The sequence below is a fragment of the Arthrobacter sp. 10N43 genome (assembly GCF_056394525.1).
This window is the reverse complement of the sequence record NZ_JBFTIA010000005.1, coordinates 344182-363153: the sequence shown is the minus strand read 5'-3', so window position 1 is coordinate 363153 and position 18972 is coordinate 344182. Positions and strand designations below refer to the sequence as shown.

The 18972-nt window shown below is 68.9% G+C and carries 16 protein-coding genes; 9 read left to right on the top strand and 7 right to left on the bottom strand.

All coding sequences use genetic code 11. From position 1 onward, the window contains the following. Positions 1-49: 49 nt before the first annotated feature. Complete coding sequence (gene galE / locus AC1DDO_RS13260) at positions 50-1024, top strand: UDP-glucose 4-epimerase GalE (RefSeq protein WP_476867672.1); 975 nt, start codon at positions 50-52, stop codon at positions 1022-1024. A 45-nt stretch (positions 1025-1069) separates the two neighbouring features. On the opposite strand, the gene AC1DDO_RS13255 is transcribed toward galE, so the two are convergent. The 5 genes from AC1DDO_RS13255 to AC1DDO_RS13235 all read right to left on the bottom strand — a co-directional run bounded on the left by AC1DDO_RS13255 (position 1070) and on the right by AC1DDO_RS13235 (position 6818). Next, positions 1070-2041 carry a lipid II:glycine glycyltransferase FemX gene (locus AC1DDO_RS13255; protein ID WP_476867671.1) on the bottom strand — a complete coding sequence of 324 codons (972 nt, stop codon included), beginning with the start codon at positions 2039-2041 and terminating at the stop codon, positions 1070-1072. A gap of 4 nt (positions 2042-2045) precedes the next feature. Continuing rightward, the gene (manA, locus tag AC1DDO_RS13250; protein ID WP_476867670.1) at positions 2046-3332 is read right to left on the bottom strand and encodes a mannose-6-phosphate isomerase, class I; all 1287 of its coding nucleotides are present in this window, start codon (positions 3330-3332) and stop codon (positions 2046-2048) included. 66 nt (positions 3333-3398) lie between these two features. Further along, positions 3399-5051 carry an LCP family protein gene (locus AC1DDO_RS13245; RefSeq protein WP_476867669.1) on the bottom strand — a complete coding sequence of 551 codons (1653 nt, stop codon included), beginning with the start codon at positions 5049-5051 and terminating at the stop codon, positions 3399-3401. A 10-nt stretch (positions 5052-5061) separates the two neighbouring features. After that, on the bottom strand, positions 5062-5673 hold the full coding sequence (purE, locus tag AC1DDO_RS13240; protein WP_476867668.1) for a 5-(carboxyamino)imidazole ribonucleotide mutase: 612 nt from the start codon (positions 5671-5673) through the stop codon (positions 5062-5064). Next, positions 5670-6818, bottom strand: a complete 1149-nt coding sequence (locus AC1DDO_RS13235; protein WP_476972070.1) for a 5-(carboxyamino)imidazole ribonucleotide synthase — start codon at positions 6816-6818, stop codon at positions 5670-5672. Before AC1DDO_RS13235 ends, purE begins: the two co-directional genes overlap by 4 nt. A gap of 267 nt (positions 6819-7085) precedes the next feature. On the opposite strand from AC1DDO_RS13235, the gene AC1DDO_RS13230 reads away from it, so the two are divergent. Further along, the gene (locus AC1DDO_RS13230; protein ID WP_476867667.1) at positions 7086-7649 is read left to right on the top strand and encodes a GtrA family protein; all 564 of its coding nucleotides are present in this window, start codon (positions 7086-7088) and stop codon (positions 7647-7649) included. Positions 7650-7705: 56 nt separating this feature from the next. Here the strand turns inward: AC1DDO_RS13230 and AC1DDO_RS13225 are convergent, their stop codons facing one another. Further along, positions 7706-8410, bottom strand: a complete 705-nt coding sequence (locus AC1DDO_RS13225) for a TIGR03089 family protein (protein ID WP_476867666.1) — start codon at positions 8408-8410, stop codon at positions 7706-7708. Between the two features lie 359 nt (positions 8411-8769). Between AC1DDO_RS13225 and AC1DDO_RS13220 the strand changes: the two genes are divergently transcribed. From AC1DDO_RS13220 to AC1DDO_RS13210, 3 genes are read left to right on the top strand one after another with little or no spacing between them, the layout of a single operon-like run. Then, positions 8770-9312 carry a WhiB family transcriptional regulator gene (locus tag AC1DDO_RS13220; RefSeq protein ID WP_476867709.1) on the top strand — a complete coding sequence of 181 codons (543 nt, stop codon included), beginning with the start codon at positions 8770-8772 and terminating at the stop codon, positions 9310-9312. A 29-nt stretch (positions 9313-9341) separates the two neighbouring features. Beyond that, the gene (locus AC1DDO_RS13215; protein ID WP_476867665.1) at positions 9342-12734 is read left to right on the top strand and encodes a glycosyltransferase; all 3393 of its coding nucleotides are present in this window, start codon (positions 9342-9344) and stop codon (positions 12732-12734) included. Continuing rightward, positions 12727-14448 carry a DUF5719 family protein gene (locus tag AC1DDO_RS13210; protein WP_476867664.1) on the top strand — a complete coding sequence of 574 codons (1722 nt, stop codon included), beginning with the start codon at positions 12727-12729 and terminating at the stop codon, positions 14446-14448. The genes AC1DDO_RS13215 and AC1DDO_RS13210 overlap by 8 nt, the downstream gene beginning before the upstream one ends. A gap of 30 nt (positions 14449-14478) precedes the next feature. Here AC1DDO_RS13210 and AC1DDO_RS13205 read toward each other — a convergent pair whose 3' ends face one another. Next, positions 14479-15030, bottom strand: coding sequence for a metallopeptidase family protein (locus tag AC1DDO_RS13205; protein WP_476867663.1), 552 nt, complete (start codon positions 15028-15030; stop codon positions 14479-14481). A 132-nt stretch (positions 15031-15162) separates the two neighbouring features. Here AC1DDO_RS13205 and AC1DDO_RS13200 point away from each other — a divergent pair, with 132 nt between their 5' ends. From AC1DDO_RS13200 to AC1DDO_RS13185, 4 genes are all read left to right on the top strand, one after another. Beyond that, entirely contained in the window at positions 15163-15552 is a 390-nt protein-coding gene (locus tag AC1DDO_RS13200) for a DUF3499 domain-containing protein (RefSeq protein WP_441410315.1), read from the top strand. Positions 15553-15637: 85 nt separating this feature from the next. Beyond that, positions 15638-15901 (top strand): Trm112 family protein, encoded by a 264-nt coding sequence (locus AC1DDO_RS13195; protein WP_476867662.1) that lies wholly within the window; start codon positions 15638-15640, stop codon positions 15899-15901. Between the two features lie 132 nt (positions 15902-16033). Further along, positions 16034-17521, top strand: coding sequence for an adenosylhomocysteinase (gene ahcY / locus AC1DDO_RS13190; protein ID WP_476867661.1), 1488 nt, complete (start codon positions 16034-16036; stop codon positions 17519-17521). Between the two features lie 156 nt (positions 17522-17677). Continuing rightward, positions 17678-18904, top strand: coding sequence for a L,D-transpeptidase (locus AC1DDO_RS13185; RefSeq protein WP_476867660.1), 1227 nt, complete (start codon positions 17678-17680; stop codon positions 18902-18904). The last annotated feature ends 68 nt before the right edge of the window (positions 18905-18972 follow it).

Sequence of the window (18972 nt, the reverse complement as noted above, 5' to 3'; positions counted from 1 at the left end):
CCAGTGCCGCGGTACGCGCAGCGCCCAACGGATTAGATAGGGTGGAGCCATGACGTGGCTCGTAACTGGCGGTGCAGGATATATCGGTTCTCATGTGGTTTCCGCCTTGCGCGGTGCCCGGATCCAGCCGGTGGTGATTGATTCCCTCTCCAGCGGACACCGCGAGTTTGTGCCCGCCGATGTGCCGTTCATCCACGGCAGCATCCTCGACGCCGAGCTCGTGGCCGACACGTTGCGCAAGCACTCGGTGACCGGCGTGATCCACCTGGCCGGTTTCAAGTACGCCGGGGTCTCCGTCCAGGAGCCGCTGCTGACGTACGAACAGAACGTTACGGGCACCGCCGAGCTGCTCAAGGCCATGGAGCTCGCCGGCGTCGACAAACTGGTTTTCTCCTCCTCCGCCGCCACCTACGGCACGCCCACCGGTGACATCGTCACCGAGGACACGCCCACCAACCCGGAATCTCCCTACGGCGAGAGCAAGCTGATCGGCGAGTGGCTGATCCGGGACCAGGGCCGGGCCCGGGGCCTGAAGCACACCTCCCTGCGGTACTTCAACGTGGTCGGCTCCGGCGCGCCGGAGCTCTACGACACAAGCCCGCACAACCTCTTCCCGATCGTGCTGCGCGCGCTCACGGCGGGCCAGACCCCGCGCATCAACGGCGTCGACTACAACACCCCGGACGGAACCTGCGTACGCGACTACGTGCACGTGGCCGATCTGGCCACCTCGCATGTGGCCGCCGCCCAGGCCCTCGCCGCCGGCAAGCCGCTGGAGCGCGTGTACAACCTCGGATCAGGGGACGGGTTGTCCGTGCGCCAGATCATGACGGCGATGGCCAACGTCACCGGAATCGACTTTGAACCGGAGATCGGCCCGCGCCGGGCAGGGGACCCGGACCGGATCGTGGCGGACGGCACGCTGGCGGCACGCGACCTGAACTGGAAGATGCGGCATTCGGTGGACCAGATGGTCGCCAGCGCCTACGACGCCCAGCGGCACGCGATTACCGCCGCCAGCTAGCAGCGCCGGGCAGCCGGTTCCGGCGGCCCGGGCGCTGCTGCGCCGTCAGCGGCTCGTGAGGGCCTTGGACCGGGCGCGCAACTTCTTGGCGAACTGGGCGCCCTTGCGGGCCAGCTGGTAGCTGCCGTAGCGGACTTTCCGGACCGGCAGGTCCCACGTCCCGGGGTAGGCGATCCCGCGCCCGCCGAACGATTTCTTGAAAGCCGTGAACCCGGCCCACTTGTGGTCGGGCTGGTCCTCGGGCGCCACACCCCACAAGTCCACGTGCTTGAGGCCCTTCGCCTGGGCATCCGCGATCAGGGTGACCAGCAGGGGAATGCCTGCGCTGAGCTTGCGGTGGGTGTCATCGAGCGCCGCGTGGGCGTAGGTCCGGGTGTCGGCCGAATCGTAGGCCAGGGCCGCGGCGATCGGATGGCCGTCGAGCTCGGCGATGAACAGCGTCGCGGCGCCGGCCGGCATCAGCGAGCGGGCCACCTGGCTCAGGTATTCGTCGCTTTGGGGCTTGAAGCCGTTGCGGGCGGCCGTCATGTGGAGGAACTCCAGGAGGACACTGATCTCCGCCGGATCCTGGCTGGAGCGGAACGTCACGCCCTTCTTGTGAATGTTGCGGTAGAGGTTCCGGTTCGCCGGCTTCATATCCGCGAGGACGTCCTTGAAATCGCGGTCGAGGTCCACAATCCAGCTGTGCTCCGGCTGATTGCTGACCGGAGCCGGCTGCAGGCCGCGCCCGCGCAGGACGGAGTGTGCTTCGGCGGCAGTGAACCCCGCGGTGACCGGTTCAACCCGGACAAACACAGCCCCGCTGGCCCGGGCGAGGTCCGTCAGGGCCGCAATGGCGGCGTCGAACGCTGCCAGCGACTCGGCGACCGGGCCGTAGGGGGAGTACAGCAGTTTCCCGGCCGGGTTGGATTCCTCGACCGCCAGGAAGCGCCATCCGGGGCCGGACTGTTCGTGGACCGTGCGCCCCAGCGCGCGCTGGAACTTTGCCCATTGCGGGCTCTGCAGGAAATAATCCATGGTGTCAGGCTTCCAATGCGGTGGTGACGGCAAAGGCCACGGCGATGCCGGTGGCGCCGGAGACTGCGTGGACGTTGACCGGGGCCTCGGCGGCGGGCAGGAAGGCGCTGGCGCCGCGTCCGAGCCGCAGCTCGCCCTTCGGGGAGTCGAGGCGGACGGATCCGGCCGTGACGATGACTACGGCGGCACCGGACTGCGCCAGCGGGACGGGCTCGGCGCCGGGCGCCAATTCAAGGCGCTGCAGCTGGAATTCCCGGAACGGCGGCCGGAAGAGGTCCTGGCCCAGCATGGTGGTTTCGGCGCGGAGCATCGGCACGGCGACGGCCTCGAATGCCACCGTGTTGAGCAGTTCCGGCACGTCCACGAATTTCGGCGTGAGCCCGCCGCGCAGCACGTTGTCCGATGACGCCATGACCTCGATCCCGAGGCCGTGCAGGTAGGCATGGACATTTCCGGCGGGCAGGTAGACCGCCTCGCCCGGCGCCAGCGAGATCCGGTTCAGCAGCAACGAGATCAGGACACCAGGGTCGCCGGGGTAGTCCCGGTTGAGGTCCGCGACGGTGGTCAGCTCCGCCACGTATGCTCCCATCGGGGCGCCGGAGACGAGGGCCGCCACGATCGCCGCGGTGGCGCCGGAGACGTCCCCGCCGCCGGCGATGAGCCGTTCGAAGGCGGCGCGCAGGGCGGCCGGTTCGTCCGGCTGCGCCAGGTCTTCGAGCAGCAGCGGAACAAGCGGCGGCAGCTCCAGCCCGGCGAGGTCGAAGCAGGCCGCCAGGTGCTCGAAGACAGCACGGGAAGCGGCTGCCGGCCGGAAACCGCAGAGGGCCTCGAACGGGGTCAGCGCGAAGATCATTTCCGGCTTGTGGAAGGCATCCTTGTAGTTGCGTTCCGGTGCGGCGGCGTCCACGCCCGCGGCCTCCTCCCGGGCGAAACCCTCGCGGGCCTGCTCGAGCGTCGGGTGCACCTGCAGGGACAACGGCGCCTCGGCCGCGAGGACCTTGAGCAGGAACGGCAGGCGCGGCCCGAAAGCGTCCACGCTTGCGCTGCCCAGGCAATGCTCCGGATCCTCGGCGATCAGGGCATCCAGGGCGAGCCGTCCGCCGTCGTGCGTTTCGGGCGCATGCCGCCCGGTGCCGGCCGGCAGTGTCAGGGCGACGGAGGGCGAGTCCGGGTGGGCGCCGATCCACAGCTCCGCTTCGGGACCTCCGGAGGCCGGCCGGCCCAACAACTCGGCGATGGCCGTCGGGGAGCCCCAGGCATAGGGCCTGAGGACGTTCTCAAGTTCGTACATGGACGGGTCCCTGTCTTTGGAATGAACTGTCTCGTCAATGAAATGCGGTCAGGCCGGCTGGTGGCCCTAGAGCGGCGCGCACTGCCCGTTGGTGGCGACGAGGTCGCGGATGGACTGTTCGTCGCCATTGCGCTTGAACTGGTTGAGCATCTCCTCGGTGATCGGCTCCCCGTCCGGGGTGGTGGTCACCGGGGTGAAGTCCGACGTCGACGGCGACGGCGAGGGCGCGGTGGCCGGCACGGCTCCGGCCGCGGACAGCGGGCCCGCTCCCGTTCCAGGCTGCACCACTGTGTCATCGACAGAAGAGTCCCCAGCCGCGCCGCTTGAGGGGCTGGCCAGCAGTTTGGCCACCCGCGCGTGGATGACGTCGAAGTCCGGGGACGTGGAGAAGGACGCATCGAAATCGGGCGGACCGATGGTCAGGCGGCTGACGTCCTGGCCCTTGGCCTTCATGGCCAGGTCCACGAAACTGCCGAGCTGGCCGGAGGAGATGTTCGATTCGACCACCTTGGTGCCGGCCTTGGCGATGTCCTCAAACTTGGCCAGCAGGGTTGCCGGGTCGAGCTGCTTCAGCATCGCCTGCTGGACGCACTGTTGGCGCTGGATGCGGGCGTAGTCGTCCACGAATTCCCGGGACCGGCCGTACCAGAGGGCATGGAAACCGTCGAGGGTCTGGTCGCCGGCCGGAATCCAGCCGTCCGGCATGCCGTGGATGCCGTGGGCTTCATCCACCATCGGTCCGCTGATGGGGACCCACCCGCCGGCCTTGATCCGGATGCCGCCCATGGCGTCGATGAGCTTGGAAAAACCGTCCATGTCCACCAGCACGTACGCCTGGACCTTGATGCCCAGCGTTCCGGAGACGGCCTCGAGGGTTGCCTGCGCGCCCGGGTCAGCCACTCCGGGGTAGAGGTCCTTGTGCTCATTGGTGACCTCGGTGTTGATGGCGTTGATCAGGCATTCGTCGCCGCAGTTGTAGCCGTCCGGGTACACCTGGCGCATCGGGGATTCCGCGCTGAACTGGGCATTCTGGAGGTTGCGGGGAACGGAGATGATCGCCGTGGTGCCGGTCTTGGCATCGACGCTGATCACCGAGAGGCTGTCCGGCCGGCGGCCCGTGCGGTCCGCTCCGGCGTCGCCGCCCATCATCAGGAAGTTGTAGCGGCCGTCGGAGGGCTCCAGGGTGGGGCCGGAGCCGGAGAAGATGCTGCCGATGGCGTCGCGGCTGACGTTGAGCAGGTAGGCCGCGTAGCCCAGGGACCCGCTGCTGAGGATCATGGCCAGCACGAGCGCCAGCACCACCACGGGCCGGATCCTGGGGGTGAGCAGCCCGGGCCGGATCAGCCGCAGGGTGTTCAGGAACAGGGCCGCCCAGCCGATGGCCAGGAAGGCGAGGCCGAGCACCAGCAGAAGCGAGGGAACCGGGCCGGCCAGGATGTTGATCAGGGTGGAACGGGACACGAGCAGGAGCAGCACGGCCAGCAGGGCCAGCGCCCAAACGATGAGGGTCACGCGGAGCGCCGCCCGGCCGAGCCGGCGCTTGCCCGCGACGATCTGGGCGCTGCCGGGAACCAGCAGCGTCATGAAGATCAGGACGAACGCCCGTTTGGTCAGCACCGGGGCCGGGGCGCCGGTCGGGTGCCGGAGCGGGTTGCCCGGTGCCCGCCCGGACTCCCCGGTGCCCTCAGGGCGGTGCGTGGGGGCGTAGCTGTTGCTCATGCCGGGATTCCTAATGGCTGCCTTTTTGGCTGCTGGGATTTTGGCTGCTGCGCGTGGAGACGTTTCCTTCGGCAAACACTTCGCTGACCTTCTGGCGCAGGCTCGCACCCTTCCGGGTCGCGGCGTCGTTGAGTTCCTGGGCGAAGTCCAGGAGGTCGGCGCGGAGCTGGACGGCGAGTTCGTCCGTGCCCGAGGCCAGCATGCGCACGGCCAGGAGCCCGGCATTGCGCGCCCCGCCGATCGAGACGGTGGCGACAGGTACACCGGCGGGCATCTGCACGATGGACAGCAGGGAGTCCATGCCGTCCAGGGTCTTCAGCGGCACGGGGACGCCGATCACGGGCAGCGGGGTGACCGAGGCGAGCATGCCGGGAAGGTGCGCGGCGCCGCCGGCTCCGGCGATGATGAGGCGAAGGCCGCGCTCGTGGGCGCTCTGGCCGTAGCGGATCATCTCCGTGGGCATCCGGTGGGCCGAGACGACGTCGGCCTCGAACGGGATCCCGAACTCCGCGAGGGCTTCGGCGGCGGCCTCCATGACCGGCCAGTCCGAGTCCGAGCCCATGACGAGGCCTACGATCGGGGTTCCTTCGCTGCTCGGTGCGCTGCTCGGTGCGGTGCTCATGCGCTCTCCTCGGGGGTTGCCGGCATCGAGCCGGCGTGGGCCCGGCCGTTCCGGATGATGTCGGCCACGGCAGTAGCCCGCTGCCGCACGGAGTCGACGTCGGCCGCTGAGGTCCCCACCAGGTTGACGTGGCCGATCTTCCGGCCGGGCCGGACGGCCTTGCCGTAGCAGTGCACCTTCGCGGCCGGTTCGCTCGCGAGGGCGGCGGGGTAGGCGGAATAGAGGTCTTCGTTGGCGCCGCCCAGGAAGTTCTTCATCACGACGACGGGCCCCAGGAGGTCCGTGGCGCCCAGGGGCAGGTTCAGGATGGCCCGCAGGTGCTGCTCGAACTGGCTCGTCACCGAGCCGTCCTGGGTCCAGTGCCCCGTGTTGTGCGGGCGCATGGCGAGCTCATTGATCAGGAAGCCCGCACCCACGCCCGGGGTCTCGAAGAGTTCGACGGCCATGACACCTGTCACGCCGAGCTCGTTGGCAATCCGGACCGCCGCGTTCTCGGCGGCCGCGGCCACATCGAGGGGAATGTCCAGGGCGGGGGCAATCACTTCATCGCACACCCCGTCCACCTGGATGGTGTGCACCACCGGCCAGGCCCGTGATTCACCGTCCGGGGTCCTTGCCACCATGGCCGAGAGCTCCCGGCTGAATTCGACCTTGGCTTCGGCCAGCAGGGTAGACATGGCCTCGAACCAGTCAGCGGAGGCGGCGGCGTCCTCGGCCGAGGACACGATCCGCACGCCCTTGCCGTCGTAGCCGCCGCGGGGCATCTTCAAAACCACCGGCCAGCCGGTCTGTTCGCCGAAGGTGACGAGGTCCGGGACATTGGCGACGGCGGCCCACGTGGGGTTGGGCAGCTCGAGCCGGTCGATCGCGGCGCGCATCACAAGCTTGTCCTGGGCGTTGACCAGCGCATCCGGGCCCGGGTGGACGTTCACGCCGGCGCCGATCAGGGAGCGCAGGTGCTCCGTGGGGACGTGTTCGTGGTCGAAGGTCAGGACGTCCAGGCCGCGGGAGAACTCAAGCAGGTGCTCCAGGTCCTTGTAGTCACCGACCGGGGCCTTGGCCACGGCAGAGACAGCGGAGACGTCCTCGCCTTCGGCTAGGACACGGAGCTCGAAGCCGAGTGCGGTCGCGGCAGGGGCCATCATGCGGGCAAGTTGGCCGCCGCCAACAACACCGATTACAGGAAAAGTCACAAGTCCCAGCCTACCGAAAACCTCACCGGAACCCGGCTTTTGGGCGTGGGGACCGCAGGAACAGCGCCGTTTTGGCGGTTCCGTGCCCGCCCGGGCGCCGCCCGGCGTCGGGTGCGCAGCGAGCCATCTCACGGTCCCGCGCGGGCAAACTCCCGGGAAACGGCGCTAAAATGGCAGTTTGGCCCAATGGCCGACAGTTCCAAAAGGCCATGGAGGGTCATGATTACTGCACTTAATGAGCGCATGCGCGGGCTGGCCTCGCTGTTTTGGCGCGAAGTGGCCAAATTCGGCGCCGTTGGCGGCATCGCGTTCGTCATCGACAACGGCCTGACGTTTTACCTGATGCACGGTCCCATGACGGACAGTGAGGCCAAGGCCCGCTTCTTCGGGGCCAGTGTTGCCACTGTGTTCTCGTGGATTGCGAACCGTTTTTGGACCTTCCGGCACCGCCGTCAGGCCAACGTGCTGCGCGAGTTCGTGATGTTCGTCATCATCAACGGGATCGGCATCGGCATCTCTACCGGCCTCACCGCCATCGCGAAGTACGGCATGGGCATTACCGACAAGAACATGCTGTTCCTGGCCGGGGTCGTCGGCATCCTGGTCGCCACGGTGGTCCGCTTCTTTGCCTACCGCTTCCTGGTGTTCAACCAGGAACTCGACGCAGAGCCGGAGTTCTCGCACGACCACGAGATCATCGAACGGCACCCGCACGCCCGGGCTGACGCCAGCGTCGCCCGGGAAGCCGTCAAGGATCCGGAGCTGCCCGGCCCCTCGGTCTGACGCTTAGCCCTGACGCTCAGCCCTGACGCTCAGCCCAGCTGCTCAAGTCCAGCTGCTCAGGTCCCGCTGATCCGTTCGGCGTCCCGCAGCTTGCCGGTCACCTCGACCTCGGGGTGTACCAGGACGACGGAACCGTCGGCCTTCCAGGTTCCCAGCGACTGCGCCAGGACCGCTTCGAGGCCGCCTGCCGCGGGAACGAGTAGCCGTATCGCGGTATCGCGGGCCGCGGCAAAATCGTCCAGGAGCGCGCCGTGCGCGTGGACCGTGCCGTCCGAGGTGCGGACGGCGAGGCGATCTGCTTCCGGATCGAGATGGGGCATGAAGATGTCTCCGTGGGAGCGGACCTCCGCGGCGTAATCGAGGACGCCGGTGGGCAGCTCGCCTGTCCATCGCATGGCCAGCGCCGGCAGCGACACGGCCAGGACGGCGTCGAATCCGCCCGCTGCGGCGCCGGGACCCGGGTCCGCGGTGGCCAACAGGTCCGCCTCCCCGTCGTCGAAGACCACTTCCATGCCCAGCTGCCAGGCCGCCAGGGCCAGGATCACCGACTTCCAATGTGCGGGCAGGTCCAGGCGCAGCCGCGTGCCGGGTTCGGCGTCGAGTTCGTCCTGCAGGAGGTTGGAAGTCTTGGCCACCCAGTTGTCCAGCACCCGTCCGGAGAGCTCAACGCGCTCCGAATCCGGGCCATACCAGGTCAGCCGGGGCGAGGTGGACTGGCCGGACCGCAGCGCTGTCATCAGTTCGATTGCCGGAATGCTCATGCCTTCATCTTGCCACGGGCCATTCGGCCGGCCGCGATGTGACGTCCGTCATAGCGGCGGCTTCTGACCTCCCGCGCCCCCGGTCCGGGAGTGCTGGGAATTTCCCGTAAATTCAATGAAAACCCCCAAAAGTGCTCAGTAGCCTGATTATTCCGCGTGATCCCGCGGGCGGCGCGAAAAAAATTCGGGCGTGGCGTGCCTGCACTTTGTGTATCAAGTTGATTATTATCTCCGCCGTGGCTTGACTCCCGGATACTTACACGCGTGTAATTAGTTATCTAAAGCCACTGCGCATAAACCGGCACTCAACCGAGCGCCAAGGGGGTCTTGCAGTGGCTGCAAATCAGGAGGGGGACGCCATGGGGCTAGCAGAGCGTATCCATGAAGATGCCGTAGTTGCCGGCCAGGCCACGGCGAAATACCGGTCACGCGGCGTGCCGAGTGACTGGTATGTAGATCCGGCCGATCCGGACGCAGCTGATCGCTATAACGAACACAGCCAGGATTCCCTGCAGGACGCGGCCACGGCCTTCCTTGCGGCGCACGATGAACTGCTCGCCGGCCCGGATCATGAAGCCGATCCCCTCGACCCGCCGATGGAGCTCCATTCTCCCGATTCCGGTACCACCGCGCAGCCGGTCTGGATCGGGCTGCCGTCCCGGCAGGACTTTGACGACGAGGGCGAGCTCGGCTGGCAGACCGACGCCCTGTGCGCCCAGACGGATCCCGAAGCCTTCTTCCCTGAAAAGGGCGGCTCAACCCGCGACGCCAAGAAAGTTTGCGGCGCCTGCAACGTGCGTTCCCAGTGCCTCGAATACGCCTTGTCTAACGATGAGCGTTTCGGGATCTGGGGAGGCCTCTCCGAGCGCGAGCGGCGCCGGCTTAGGAAGCGAGCAGTCTAATTCTTCAAGAAGTACGGGTCACCGCCGTCGTGGTCTCACACGACGGCGGTGATTTTCTCCCCAGGACCCTCGCGGCGCTGGCGGCCCAGACCAGGCCCGTCGATGCCGTCATTGGGGTCGACACCGGCTCCCGTGATCACTCCACAGCCCTCCTCGAACAGGGATTGGGCAAGGCCAACGTCACAGTCTTTGACCAGCCCAAGTCCGGTTTCGGCGGCGCAGTCATGGCCGGGCTCAAGGCACTGGCGCCGTGGCCCGCGCCCGGGGCCGAAGCTGCCGCGCCGGGCGCCGACTGGATCTGGCTGCTTCACGACGATGCCGCGCCGGCACCGGAGGCCCTCGCGGAACTCCTCCACGCGGTCGAGCGCGCACCGTCCGTCACGGTCGCGGGCTGCAAGCAGCTGGACTGGCACGCTGAGCGGCGGCTGATGGACGTCGGCCTCTCGACCAGCCGCTGGGCCGAGCGGCTGACCCTGATCGACGCCGATGAGCTCGACCAGGGCCAGTACGACGGCCGCAGCGATACGTTTGCCGTCAATTCCGCCGGCATGCTGGTCCGCCGCGACATCTGGGAGGAACTCCGGGGTTTTGATCCGGCCCTTCCCGGAAGCGGCGACGACGTCGACTTCTGCTGGCGCAACCGCCTCGCCGGGCACCGCGTGGTGGTGGTCCCGAGCGCGAAAATGTTCCACGTCTCGCACCGTCCCCACGGACTGGGCAACGCCTCCGCCGCGCGCAAGGCGCAGGTCCACCTGCGGCTCAAGCACGCGTCAGCCTGGAAGGTCCCGCTGCACGCTGTCGGCGCCCTCCTGGGCAGCCTTTTCAAACTCGTCCTGAGCATCGCAGTCAAGGACCCGGGCCACGGGTTCTCCCAACTGCTGGCCACCTTTGGCGCGCTGGGCCGCCCGGCCGCGGTGATCCGCGGACGGCGCAACGCCGCGCGCACCCGCAGGATCCGGCGCTCCGTCATGAAGGGCCTGCAGACGCCGCGCCGCGAGGTCTGGGCGCACCGGCGCTCCCTGATCGAGGCGCTCGGCGCAGACGACTTCGGCCCCGGGCCCGCGGGCGCCGACCAGCTGGCAGAGCAACCCACCGGCGACACCGACGACTTCGCCGCCATCGCCACCCCGGACCGCGGCTGGGTGGGCAACGGCGCCGTGCTGGCCATCGTCTTCACCCTGGCGGTCTCCCTGACGGGACTGCTCAGCCTGTTCCGGGCCCCGGCAGTTTCCGGCGGCGCACTGATCCCGGTCTCACTGCGCCTCTCCGAAATCTGGAACCATGCCTCCACCTGGTGGATCAGCCTCGGCGCGGGCCTTCCTGGCCACGGCGACCCCTTCGGCTACGTCCTGTGGGTGCTCGGCGTGCTCGGTGCCGGTGATGCCAACGGCGCAGTTGGCTGGCTGCTGATCCTTGCGATGCCGCTGTCCGCACTGGGCGCCTGGTTCGCTGCGGGCGCCCTGACCACGCGCAGGAGCCTGCGCCTGGCGGCCGCCCTCGTGTGGGCCGGGGCGCCGGCCCTCCAGGTGTCCCTCAACCAGGGCCGGCTGGGCGCCTTACTTGCCCATGTCATGATCCCGGTTGTGGTCCTTGCACTGCTCCGGGCGACCGGCACGGCGACAGGCCACGGCGTCCATGCCGCCCCGGCCCCGGGGCAGGGACGGCTCACGCCCCCGCCCGCCGCCCGCCCCGGCGTCAACGGAACGCCGTCGTGGACGGCTGCGGCCGCCGCAGGCCTCGCGCTGGCCGTGGTCACTGCGGCGGCGCCGTCGCTGCTGGCGCCAGCGGTCGTCGTCGTTGCCCTGTGCGGCCTGCTTTTGGGCCGCCGCGGCCGCACGGTCTGGTGGGCGCTGCTGCCGAGCCTGGCATTGTTCCTGCCGTTCGCCTTCTCTGTCCTGGACCGGCCGCGGGCACTCCTGGCCGACCCCGGCCTTCCGATCGGATTCGACGCCGCCCCGCTGTGGCAGCAGGCCCTGGGCCAGCCGCTCAGTTTCGACGCCGGCGGGGGACTGACCGGACTCAGCGCCTTCGCCGGGTCCGCCGCGGGCGCGACCGGGCTGGCGGGACTGCCGTGGGCATTGCTGCTGGCCCTGTTGTTCGGGCTGCCGGTGCTGCTCCTGGCCCTCACCGCACTTTTCATGCCGCGCAGGCTTGTCCTGGCGGGACGCACCTGGACGGCACGCTGCCTGTGGGCCGTGGCCGTCCTGATGCTGGCCGGCGGCTGGCTCGCCGGGCACGTCGCCTCCGGCGCCAGCGCCGACGTCCTGGTGACGCCGTTCCCCGGCCCCGCCGTTTCGGCGGCCACCTTCGCGCTCCTCGGCGCGGCCCTCATCGCGGCCGAAGGACTCCTGGACGCCGCCAGCCGGTCGGCCGGCACCGGGCTGGCACGCAAGGTCCTGATCCGCGGCACGGCCGCGGCAGCCCTGACCCTGCTGCTGGCCGCCCCGCTGGCCGGATTCACCATGTGGACCGCGCAAAACCTGCTGCAGCCCACCGCGATGTCACCCGCCCCGTCACAGCCATCGGCACCCGCCGGCCGGCCGGCCGGTCTCGGGACCCCGAGGCTCGTTCAATCGGCCCAGGCCCGTACCCTCCCCGCCACGGCAGTTGACCGCGGCGAGGGGCCGGAACAATCCAGGACGCTGCTGATCTCCAGCAACGAAGACGGAAGCTTCGACGCCTCACTCATGCGCGGCGCCGGCACCACCCTGGACGCCCTGTCCACCATCGCCGCGGCGCGCGGCATCATGGGGGAACCGGGCCACGAGACCGTCCGCGACGACGACGCCGTCGCCTCATCGCTCCGGAACGTAGTGGCCGCCATTGTGGCGGGCCAAGGCGTGGACCCGCGGGGAGACCTCGAACGGCTCGGCGTCGGATTTGTCGTGCTCCGGGTGGCAGATTCGGCCTCCGAGCTGACGGCCAGCCGCATGGACGCCGTCCCCGGGCTTGTCGCCGTCGGGCAGACAGGCACCGGCTGGCTTTGGCGGGTCAGCCCGCAAGAGGGGCCAGGCGTCAAGGCCTCCGACGTCGCGCACCGGGTCCGCGTGGTGGACGGCGCCGGCGCCACTATCGGCCTGCTCCCGTCAGAGGACTTCTCCGCGGCCGGCACCGTCCCGGCCGGCCCCGAGGGCCGCCTGGTGGTTCTCGCCGACCGGGCTGATCCGGGCTGGAGTGCCTGGCTCGACGGCCGCCGCCTGACCTCCACGACCTCGGGATGGGCCCAGGCCTTTACGCTGCCCGCCCAAGGCGGCCAGCTGAGCATCCGCTACGAAGCGCCTTGGGCCGTTCTTACCGGAATCGCGCAGGCCGTAGTGATTGGCCTGACCGTCCTGCTGGCCGTGCCCATGCCTGCCCGCCGGTCCAACGCCGGCCTGTCCAGGGACGAAGCCTCCCTGCGTAAGGAACATCAGCATGTCTAAGGGCAAGAACGGCAACCCAAACACCATGGATCCTGACGATGCGGCCCCGGGAACCACCGCGACCGCAGAAGCGTCCGACGCCGGTAACCCCTCAGCCGGTGGGACCTCAGCCGTTGCGAAGCAGCGGAAGAAGGGCGTGCCGCGGGGCGGGGTGATCGGGGGAGTCCTCTCCGCCGTCGCACTCGTTGCAGCGGGCGCAGGCCTCGTCTCGGCGGCCTCGCTGGCACCCCAAAGCACCGCCAGCCGACAACTTGAGGCTCCCGTTGCCGCGGTGCCGGCCGGCAGCAGCGTCGGAGTCTGTCCGGGCCCGGCCCGGCTGCTCGAAGGCACCCCCGTGGGCACCGACCCCCAGTTCAGCCCGGACTCCGGCACCGCGAAGACCGCCGTCAGCGCCGCCGTGCTCGGCTCAAGCGCGGGGGTCGTTCCCGGCAGCCGGCTGGCCCCACTCAAGGGCGCCCCGCTTGCCGAGATCGCCCAGGGCGCCGTTGCTGGATCCACCCCCGCGCCCGCGGTCCGCACCCCGGTACTGCTTGCCGGCGTCGTGTCCCAGCGCCAGGTGGACAACATCAGCGTCCTGAGCGCAGGTGCCCAGGACAACCACCAGGCAGCGGCCGGCGCTGTCCTGAGCTACACGGCCGAGGACGGGGACCTCCAGGGCTCCGCGGCCGCCGCCTGCCAGCAGCCCGGCAACGATCTCTGGCTGGTCGGCGCCACCACGGCCCTGGGCCGGTCCGCAGTCCTGAACCTCACCAATGCCTCCAGCACGCCCGCGACCGTGAGCCTGGATCTCTTTGGCTCCGAGGGCCCCATCCAGGCACCCGGAAGCCGCGGCCTGCTCGTGGCGCCCGGCAGTACCCGCGCCATCGTCCTGGCCGGGCTCGCGCCGGGACAGGAACGGCTCGGTGTGCGGGTCCGCAGCACCGGCGGCCCGGTGGCTGCCGTCATCCAGCAAAGCGTGCTCCGTGGCCTCACGCCCGGGGGCGTCGACTTCATCACCCCCGGCACCGCCCCGTCTGTCGGCCAGGTGGCGTCCGGTCTGCAGATCCAGGATCCGGCCGCCCTGGCCACGCTCACGGCGAAGCCAGGCTTCGCGGATGCTGGACCGGCCCTGGAAATCGCCGTGCCCGGAGCCGCCGACGCCGTCGTCGAAGTTAAGTTGTACGGGCGCGACGGCCAGAAGGCCCTGCCCGGCGGGGGCGTGGTCACGGCGAAAGCCGGCGCGGTCACGGAAGTTTCGCTGGCCGGGGTCCCGGCCGGGACCTACACAGTGGCGGCGAGCTCGGATGTGTCCTTTGCGGCCACCGCCCGGCTCACGCAGGGGCTGAAGCCCGAGGACGCAGCGGACATCGCGTTTTCCGCTGCCTCGGCCCGGCTGGGAAGCCAGCACATCGTCGCCGTTCCCGGCACGGGCGACCGGCAGCTCGTCTTCGGCGCACCCGAGGGCAAAGCAAGCGTCTCGTACACACCCATCACGGCGGACGGCAAGATCCGTGCCGCCGCCACCGCTGATATTGCCGGCGGAACCACCGTGGCCATCAAGATCCCCGCGGACGTGGGCGGCTCCCCGCTGGTGGGCTACGTGGTGTCCGCCGCCGGGGACCCTGCCTACGGTGCGCTGCTCCTGGGCCGCGACGGCGGGCAGGATATTTCCACGGTGGCCGTGGCCCCGGAAGCGGCAGGAGAACAGAAGGTCCCCGTCACTCTGGGGTACTGAACCAACTCCATAGGCCGGAGCGCGGGCCGGCTAGTACCGCCGGCGGTAGACCGGGTCCAGGGACTCGGGAGGCACGCCGAGCATCTCGGCCGTGTATTCCACCACGACGTCATGGACCAGGTCCTGGAGTTCGTCCCGGGTCCCGCACGCCTGCTCCACCACCCGGCGGTATAGCGTGATGACCGGTCCGTCCTCGGCCGTCGCTGGGGTGAAGGCGCCCATCGGCGCGGGCGCGCGGTCCGCCACGAGCTGTTCCAGGCCCGGAGGGATCTCGTCAACAGCGAAGCGGACCCCGTCTAGGGGTTTGCCCCAGATATCGTGAAGCCGCTGGGCCGAGTCCAGGACAAAGTCATCGAAACGGTCGGAACGGGTCCGGTAGCCCGGCAGCGTGGGGAGCATGAGCTCGCCGCGAAGCCCCCGGCCATGCCGGTTCCTGCGGCGCTGCCGGAAGTTCTTTCCCTGGACAGCGGTGGACGGCCCCGTCAGGGGCGCCCCGGCGGGGCCGTAGCCGGCGCCTGCACGGCCGGCGTCGGGGTCAGCCAACCGGACCGTAAATCCCGAATCGTGGTGCGATGACTGCATATCTTGACTCTAAACCCGCGCAATGATTTACGCGACAAGTGCCAGCCGGCGATCCGCCGCCACACCGCCGCGGAACAAACACCAGCGTTTCAATGCGGGGCCCCGCCCCGAGGGAGAGTAGTCTGTGATGTCGTGGGTGCAATTCGTCTTTGTTCGAGGTCTGCCTGCCGCAACTCTGCGGTGGCCACTTTGACGTACGTATACGCCGACTCCACGGCCGTCCTGGGCCCGCTCGCCACGTACGCAGAACCGCACTGCTACGACTTGTGCGAACAGCACGCCGACTCGCTCACCGTCCCTCGCGGCTGGGAAGTCATGCGGCTGGCCATGCCGGCCACACCGGCCGGTCCAGGCCCCGACGACCTCCTGGCCCTCGCCAACGCAGTCCGCGAGGCGGCCTCCCGTCCTGCCGCGGCGGAACCGGCGAAGGGGCAGCGCAGCCTGCACCCGGCCCTGGAAGCACCGGCCCCGGCCGAGGGCACCCGGCGCGGGCATCTGCGGGTCCTGCGCGAACCTTCGTAGCCGGCCAACTGGCGGTAGGGTGGAAACTGCAAAAAGCCGTCAGCCACCGGCGCCCTTTCCCGGCGCCCACCAGGGAGCGTTCACCATGCCCAAGCTCAGTCCCGAACTGTTGTCTGTCCTGCGATGCCCCGTCACCGGCTCCGCCCTGGTCCAGGAGGGCGAGGAACTTGTCGCCGTCACGGCGGATGAATCCGGGAACAAGCTGCGGTACCGGATCGAGGACGGCATCCCGCTGCTGCTGCCACCGGAACTCCTGCCCGCCGCCGCGGCGGCCCCCGCCGACCAGCACGACGCCGGTCAGCACGACGCCGGTCAGCACGGCACGGCGCCGCGCCACGCGGCGGAATAACGCGCGCCCACCAAAACCCGCCGGACACCCATCGCGGACGCCCCCGGCAGCGAATGACTGCTTAGCCCCAGAACCAGCAGGAATTACCCAGCTCCAGAGATGCCAAGCCACCGGCCACGACAAAGGATTCAGATGACTTTCGATTACAAGATTGCGGACATTTCCCTGGCCGAGGCGGGCCGCCACCAGATCCGCCTCGCCGAGCACGAGATGCCCGGACTCATGTCCCTGCGCGAGGAGTTCGGCGCCAGCCAGCCGCTCAAGGGTGCCCGCATCGCCGGCTCGCTGCACATGACGGTCCAGACCGCCGTGCTGATCGAGACCCTGACGGCGCTCGGCGCCGAGGTCCGCTGGGCCTCCTGCAACATCTTCTCCACCCAGGATGAGGCCGCGGCCGCCGTGGTGGTCGGCAACGGCACCGTCGAGAACCCGCAGGGTGTCCCCGTCTTCGCCTGGAAGGGCGAGACGCTGGAGGAATACTGGTGGACGGCCAAGCAGATCCTCACCTGGCCCGGCGCCGACGCCAACCCCGAGCTCGGTCCGAACATGATCCTGGACGACGGCGGCGACGCCACCATGCTGGTGCATAAGGGTGTCGAATTCGAGGCCGCCGGTGCCGTTCCCGCCGCCGCAGAGGACGAGTCCGAGGAAGGCCGGGTCTTCCTCGATGTGCTGCGCGCCTCGCTCCAGGCCGACCCGCAGAAGTGGACCCGCATCGGCGCGCTCCTGCTCGGCGTCACCGAGGAAACTACCACCGGCGTGCACCGCCTGTACCAGCTCGCGGAGCAGGGCAAGCTGCTGTTCCCGGCGATCAACGTCAACGACTCCGTCACCAAGAGCAAGTTCGACAACAAGTACGGCATCCGCCACTCCCTGCCCGACGGCATCAACCGCGCCACGGACGTCCTGATGGGCGGCAAGGTCGCCGTCGTCTGCGGTTACGGCGACGTCGGCAAGGGCGCCGCGGAGGCCTTCCGCGGCCAGGGATCGCGGGTGATCGTCACCGAAATCGACCCGATCTGCGCGCTCCAGGCGGCCATGGACGGCTACCAGGTGGCGAAGCTCGAATCCGTCCTCAGCGAGGGCCACATCTTCATCACCACCACCGGCAACAAGGACGTCATCATGGCCGAGCACATGGCCGGCATGCGTGACAAGGCGATCGTGGGCAACATCGGCCACTTCGACAACGAGATCGACATGGCCGGGCTGGCCCGCGTCCCCGGCATCAAGAAGGTCGAGATCAAGCCGCAGGTCCACGAGTGGGTCTTCGACTCAGACCCCGACACGGGAAAGGGCAGTCGCTCCATCATCGTCCTCTCCGAGGGCCGCCTGCTGAACCTCGGCAACGCCACCGGACACCCCTCGTTCGTCATGAGCAACTCCTTCGCCAACCAGACGATCGCCCAGATTGAACTGTTCACGAAGGCCGGCCAGCCGGAGGGGCAGCGCGAATACGAAAAGCAGGTCTACGTGCTGCCGAAGATCCTCGACGAAAAGGTGGCCCGGCTGCACCTGGGCGCCCTCGACGTGGAGCTGACCGAGTTGTCCAAGGAGCAGGCCGAGTACCTGGACGTCGAGGTGGCCGGGCCGTACAAGGCCACCCACTACCGCTACTAGGAACCCTCCAAAGGGTCCCGGACGAAGGTCCGGGGCCCTTTTTTGTGACCGTTTTGTGGGCCCTTTTGTAACCGGATCGTGGTCGAATCCGCCAGGGGTTCCAAGGTAACTCGCATATGCTGGCAAGATGACGTGTGGAAACGCCCGGGTCCTGTGATGGCCCTGAAGACCTGGAGTACCGGCCGCAAAATCGCCTTGCTGGGGGTGGTCTGCGCCCTGGCTGCCAGCGGCGGAGCCTTCGCCGCCGCGGCACCGGGGCTGGCCCAGTCCGCGATTTCCTCCGAGGCGGGATCCCCGGCCCGGTCGACGCCGGGACTCGCAGTCCCCGTGGTTGCCCCCGCTGAACTCGCCGTCACACCCGCCGATGACGCCAAGCAGGTCAACCCGGCGGCACCGGTGTCCCTCAAGGTCACCAACGGCCGCATTGACCGTGTGGCGCTCACCAGCGCCGACGGCGGCACCGTCGACGGCACCCTCAGCGCGGACGGGGCGGCCTGGACTTCGTCCGCTGACCTCGCGTTCAACACCCGTTACAGCTACACCTACTCCGTGGTGGACGGCGCCGGGCGCCAGACCCACAGCACACGGACGTTCACCACCGTCTCGACCGCCAACGAGGCCGACGCCGCCATCTACCCCCTGGACGGGATGAAGGTGGGCGTGGCCCAGCCCCTGCAGATCACCTTCAGCGAGCCGGTCCTGAACCGGGACGCCGTCGAGAAGGCCATCAAGATCACCTCCACGTCCGGCCAGAAGGGCGATTTCCGCTGGTTCAGCAAGAACACGGTCCGGTACCGGCCTGAGGCTTTCTGGGCCGCGAACAGCACCATCACCATGGAAATGAAGATGTTTGGCGTCGAACTGGGGAACGGGCAGGTCGGCAACTTCAACAAGACCGTCACCGTCCACATCGGGGACAAGAAAGTGGCCGTGGCCGATGCCAAGGCGCATACGTTCTCGGTGAGCATCAATGACAAGCCGGTGGGGCAGTGGCCGGCGACGATGGGCGACACACGGTTCCCCTCGGCCCGAGGCTTCCTGGTGTTCATGGAGAAGCACCGCGTGGAGCACATGGATGCCTCCACGATCGGGCTCAAGCCGGGGGACCCGGCCTACTACGGCCAGCTTGACGTCAATTACGCTACGCGCCTGACGCCGAGCGGGGAGTTCATCCACCAGGCCACGGACACCGCAATGCCGTACCTGGGCAAGGCAAACCTCTCGCACGGCTGCATCGGCCTGGGCCCGGACGGGGCGCAGTGGGTCTTTGACAATATGACCACTGGCGACGTCGTCCAAGTGGTGAACACCGAGGGGGACTACGCCAACTTCGACGACGGATTCGGGGATTGGAACATCCCTTGGGCCCAATACGCCAACTGACGGGGTGGCACCTCGCCGAGCCTAATCCTCTGACGGTAGGCTCGGAGCCAGATAAGTTGCGCAGCCGG